Source organism: Candidatus Neomarinimicrobiota bacterium (assembly GCA_022567655.1).
In the GTDB taxonomy this organism is placed as follows: domain Bacteria; phylum Fidelibacterota; class SORT01; order SORT01; family SORT01; genus JADFGO01.
In genome coordinates this window covers 1-5,812 of record JADFGO010000114.1, presented here as the reverse complement: position 1 = coordinate 5,812, position 5,812 = coordinate 1, and the positions used below count along the sequence as shown (strand labels likewise).

Annotated in this window: 4 protein-coding genes; all 4 read right to left on the bottom strand. The window is 45.2% G+C overall.

Going from position 1 to position 5,812, the window contains the following annotated elements:
• Nucleotides 1-59: 59 nt before the first annotated feature.
• Complete coding sequence (locus IID12_09545; protein MCH8289330.1) at nucleotides 60-1,544, bottom strand: DNA primase; 1,485 nt, start codon at nucleotides 1,542-1,544, stop codon at nucleotides 60-62.
• Between the two features lie 2 nt (nucleotides 1,545-1,546).
• Nucleotides 1,547-3,940: an endonuclease MutS2 gene (locus tag IID12_09540; protein MCH8289329.1), complete on the bottom strand. Its 2,394-nt coding sequence runs from the start codon at nucleotides 3,938-3,940 to the stop codon at nucleotides 1,547-1,549.
• A gap of 60 nt (nucleotides 3,941-4,000) precedes the next feature.
• Nucleotides 4,001-4,990 (bottom strand): hypothetical protein, encoded by a 990-nt coding sequence (locus tag IID12_09535; GenBank protein MCH8289328.1) that lies wholly within the window; start codon nucleotides 4,988-4,990, stop codon nucleotides 4,001-4,003.
• A 1-nt stretch (nucleotide 4,991) separates the two neighbouring features.
• Nucleotides 4,992-5,812 (bottom strand): site-specific DNA-methyltransferase (locus IID12_09530; protein MCH8289327.1); only part of this gene is annotated, 821 nt, incomplete at its 5' end.

Below are 5,812 nucleotides of genomic sequence, written 5' to 3'. Positions count from 1 at the left end.
GATCTCTCCTTCGGATCGTTTATCTCATCGTAGGGTTTCGACAGGTTTTGCTGCAAATCTTATTTTAAAATCAGACCCGATAAGTTGGCGATATGGTCGTTTGAGAAGTTATAATCGGCAAGGAATTCCTTAGTTGAATCATAGACTTTGTCGTTCATAGAGAACAGCAGCATCACGAGCTGATACTCCGCTTTTTGAACCGCACCGTCGAGCTTGAACTCTATGGCTTCTCCCGCTTCATCCTCTGCTCTAATGTATGATTTATATTTTTCCGACTCTCTTTTTATCAGTTCCTCATCCACACCGAATTTCGACGCGAATTCTTTCAGGAGTAAGTCTTTAACCAGCTCGTCTTTCAGGTCAATCAGCTCTTCCACCACACGTTTCACCTCGCGGGATTTCAACGCCGGTTCCGATAGATCTACTTCCGGAATGATCCCGATCCTGAAATCCACAAACCCCGCCGCGCTGCCGATAAGTTCGTTCAGTTTTTCGGGACCTTCTTTTCTGACAAAGCTGTCAGGGTCAGACCCGTCGGGGAGCTGCGCCACTCTTATATCGAAACCGACTCCCATCAACTGCACCGCCGCGCGGACAGCCGCCTTTCTTCCCGCTTCGTCTCCGTCGTAGAGCAATACCGCCGAGTCGGCGTACCTTTTCGCCAGCCGCGCATGCTGCTGCGTCAGGGCGGTTCCCGAAGTCGCAGCTGCGTTTGTTATCCCCGCGCCGACTATGCTCAGGAAATCGGTGTATCCTTCTACCAGCAGAATCCGGTTCGTTTTTTTCACGCTCTCTTTTGTCTGATAGAGACCGTAAAGCACTTTACCTTTTATATACACCGGCGACTCAGGGCTGTTGACATATTTCGCTCCCCCGCCGTTCTCCTCTTTCCACACCCTGCCTCCGAACGCCACGACCTTACCCGCTTCATTTATCACCGGGAAAACGATCCTCCCCCTGAATAAATCATAAGTGTTGCCCTGCTCGCTTTTGCCCAACAATCCGGCGCTTATCAATAATTTTTCGTCAAATCCTCTACCGCTCAATTTCCCCTTCAGCCATTCCCATTCGTTCGGGGCTAACCCGATGCCGTACTCCTTGAGCATCTCTCCTTCGATCCCTCTGCCGGCGAGATATTCTCTCGCTTCCGCCCCGTCGTCCCCGGTCAGCTGTTTATGATACTCGGAGGCGGCGGCTCTGTTCACCTTATAAAGAACGGCGGATTTGCTTTCACCCTCTTCAAATGTCTTAGATTCGGGAATTTCGATTCCCGCCTTTTCCGCGAGCGTCCGGACAGCGTCGATGAAATTCACACGTTCGTACTCCATAACGAAACTGAATACGTTTCCCCCCCTGTTGCAACCGAAACAGTGCCAGATCTGCTTTGAGGGACTTACGCTGAACGACGGGGTTTTTTCATTATGGAATGGGCAAAGCCCGAGAAAGTTCGTGCCTCTCTTTTTCAGGTTGACGTAACCCCCCACGAGCGAAACGATTTCCGTCGAATCCCGTATATTATCTATGATGTGTTCAGGTACTCTCAAGGTCAATCGAGCTCCACGACGGTAACTCCCGCGCCGCCCATTTTTGGTTCCGGCGTATGGAACTTTTTGACATGCGGATGCGATTCGAGCCGTTCGGCAACTAATTTCTTCAGTATCCCCTCCCCTTTGCCGTGAATCACTTCAACCCTTGAAAATCCGGCTAACATAACGTCATCGAGGTATTTGTCCAGTACCGAAATCGCCTCTTCCGCCCTCATTCCTCTAAGACTGACCTCGTGACTTACCTCCCGCACGCCCGGTCCTCTATATCCTGTGCTGACATAGGAGCTTTCATCTATGGTATCCGAATCGGGTTCATATAACTTATCGATCCCGATCCTGATTTTAGTGCTGCCTACTGAAACAACGGCATCTTTCTTACCGGCGATGACCTCTTCAATCGACCCTGAGACTTGAAGCGACGGGATCAAGACTTTCATACCGGGTTTTATCTCCTCCGGACGCAGGGGTTTGTGATTTTCTTCTTCAACTTCCGAATTCGATGAGATCAGATCATCCACATCTTTCTTTTGTTTATCAATCCTTTCTTTAGAAGTTTTTATGACCTGTGATTCGCCGGCGCTTTCTTTTATTTCCCTGACCGCCTTTTCAATAGCCGCGTTGGCATCGGCGAGAATCGATTTCGCTTCTATCGCCGCTTCAGCCTTCAATTTCTTTCCGAACGATTTGGAATTTTGGAGTTTTTCTTCGTACTCCGTCACCATTTTGTTAAGGCGGGATTGAAGAGCCGTAACTTCTTCTTCGGTTTTCCGAAGAATTTGCCGTTCGCGCTCAAGATCAATTAGCAGTCTGTCCACGCGGACGTTATCACTCCCGATTCTCGACTCAGCGTCTTTTATGAGAGCCTCACTAATTCCTAATTTCCGGGATATTTCGAGAGCAAAAGATGAACCGGGAACGCCTGATAGAAATTTATACGTCGGAGTCAAGGTGTCAACGTCAAACTCCATGGAGCAGTTTAGAAACCTGTTCCTCTCCTGAGCAAGGGTTTTTAGAGCGCTGTGATGGGTCGTCACGATTGTCGCGGCTCCCCTATCGTTCAGCTCTTCCAAAAACGCCGCGGAGAACGCCGCACCCTCGGCGGGGTCGGTGCCCGTACCGATCTCGTCTATCAGTACGAGGCTTTTTTCGTCCGCGTCGTCGAGAATCTCTTTCAGATTTTTCATGTGCGATGTAAACGTCGAAAGGTCTTCCGCTATCGACTGCCTGTCGCCTATATCGGAAAATATCGAGTCGTAAACAACCATTTTCGATTCCTCAGAAAGAGGAACGTGGAGCCCCGACTGAACCATCAGTGAGAACAATCCGACCGTTTTGAGAGCCACAGTTTTTCCGCCGGCATTCGGACCCGTAATTACAATCGTTTTGACGCCGTCTCCCTGCGTATAATCGAGCGGAACTACGTCTCTTAACTGTTCGAGGACGGGATTGCGGGCTTTCTTTAACGTTACTTCCCCTCCTTCCGATAAAATCGGCGCGCAGGCATTCATAATTCTCGAAATCTCAGATTTCGCGTAAATAAGGTCGATCTCCATCAGAGTATCATAATTCAGGGCAATCTCCCGGGCGTGAGGACGCAGTTCGCCGCAGATCTCTTTCAGTATCCGCTCAATCTCTCGCGACTCTTCGACCTTCAAGCTCTGAACTTTGTTGCTGAGTTCGATGACTTCCAACGGTTCTATGAACAGAGTTGTTCCGCTTGCCGAACTGTCGTGGATCACTCCTTTGAGTCGATTTTTCTTTTCTATTATCACCGGAATAACGAACCTCCCGTTCCGGATAGTAGGGTTCCCCTCCCTCGCTACGCCCTCTTTGACCAGCTTTCCCATGATCTCGTCAAGCCGTTTGCGCATCTTGCTTTCGGCGGTTTGGATCGATTTGCGGATCTTGCGAAGCCCCTGACCGGCGCTGTCGAGAATTTCGCCCTCCGGTCCTACCGTCCGCTTTATCCTCTTCTCGATTTCCGGCAGGGCGCTGAGTCCGTTTGACATCGCAAAGAGCAGCGGCTGTTCTTCTGAACAGTCTTTCAGATAGGATTTGATGGAGCTCGATAAGCCGAGAAGAGTCCCAACTTTTCTCAGCCCCTCAGGTTGAAGCAGACCCCCTTCTTTACCGAGAATCCCGATTTCATTTTCAACATTTTCAAATGAGTCAATTGGGAATTCGCCGCCGTCCTCCCGAATAGCGCGCATCTCGGTAACGAGCCGGAGTCGATCTTTAATTTCGGCAATGTCTGATATCGGGCGGAGCGCTTCCACGAGAGGTAGAGTTGCTTCGGAATGTATCGACTGCGAAAGGAGTTCTTTTATAACAGGGAAGTCTAAGCTTTCCAGAACGGCACGGGGGCAGACTTTATTTTCAGCAATGCTAAACAATCTCAGAGACTAACAAAACTAATAAAACAATAATATAATATGGATATTCAATTTGAAATCTTAGAATCTAAGTTGAAATACAATATGATCACCATTTCTCTTGTGCTTGATAGTAATTGTGTCAATTTCCGGTATGGCCTGAGATATCTGCTTATTAAGGTCTATCACATGTGGTGAAGATTCTAAAATAAGATTTACACTTCGTTCTGTGATTTTGGGATAATGACGACCATGGGGATTACCTTCAGGATGTACTTCAGCCATAATTCGGAGTCTAGGACGAACCGAGGCTTTTTCAATTATTTGAGAACTTGCAATTAATGTCTGGTCCGTAATAGCCGATAGAGTTTTTTCAAACTCTTTTAAAGCATCTTGAGAAATATTAATTTCTTTTTTTTCCAAATGTGAACGGAACACGTTTAAAAACATTTGATAAATCAAGTGATCTTTTGGGACTGTTTCAAAAAAAGATCCATCTACCACGGAAATCCTTACTTTCTCCTCATTACCAGCATGAGTTCGTATTAAGTAAAAATTTCTTCTCTCAAAGCTATTATACGATTTTTCCCCTGATAAGTCAGTGTCTAGGATATGAGCGATTCTAGATACGAGGCTCTTTCCATTAATTATATCTAATTCTTCGAGGTTTTTGTATTTTGTAGGAAGTGTGGAGTTAAACGACGCTATGCTCCCACCTTTTGAATCTTTCAGCTCTAATAAGCTACCACATATCAATTTTCCCGAATGCTTTCTTACTTTCAACATGAAATCTGGGAATTGTTCGGACTTCGAATACAGAAGATTTTCATTGACAGTGGCTTTAATTTTGTGGATGAACGCAGTTTCATTTTTAAAAAGCTTTTTAGTATTCCCCCAAAAATCACAGCCATATTTATTCAACGCATCTTTGCGGTTGTCGATATAAGCGAAATCATTCTTACCGGCTTTTATACTTATCTCCTCCAAAGACGAATTAAGATTAATATCTTCGGACTTTAATGAATTGACCATTTCAATGAAAAAATCGACAACGTCAATAGAGTTATACATATTAGAATAAACTACTCTGTTTTGGAAGTTGTATTGGCTTATAAGAAGGCCATATTGCCTTTAAATTTTGGCTATATCTGTAATACTTTTGGTACTTAAGGATATCATCTGGCGGTCTTAAATCATTTAAACGATTTTTAATAATATTTACATTGTTTGGGTCAATCTCTACTAAAATTGAGCTGCGTTGTAGCTGTTGGGAGACAATTGATGTCGTGCCGGTCCCTGCGAATGGATCTAAAACCAAATCACCTGGAGTAGTCGAAGTCAAGATTATTCTTAAAAGAAGAGCTATAGGAGATTGTTGTGTATGAGACCTTTCTCCACTCCTATCCCGGATTGGTTCATCAGCGGCAAAATATCCCGATGTTAACTCCCTTATATCATCCCATACGTCTGTGAGGTAAATACCATTTGGTCTCTCATACTTATACCCGGGCGGGATAGGTGGATCCACTCGCAATTTATTAAACACTCGCGGTTTCTTACCCTTTGTAGCGTAAGCAATAACTTGATATTGCTTCGAATATCTGTATTTTGATGGAACCGCAGATGTCTTTTTCTTCCATACAATTAGATTCTGAAATTTCCAACCAGTTTTTCTTAAGGTCGTAAGAACACTCTCCGTATTTTTTTCCCTTTGCATAAAATAAACAGCCCCGCCCTCGTCCGTAACATCATAGACTCGAGACAGAACATCTCTCATCCAGTCCCAGTATTTTTCTTCAGGTTGGTTATCATCAAAAAATTTGTAATCTTTTCCCTGTCTAAAAGGTGGATCTATGAATCTTAGATGTAAATCACTTTTAACATATGTTCTTA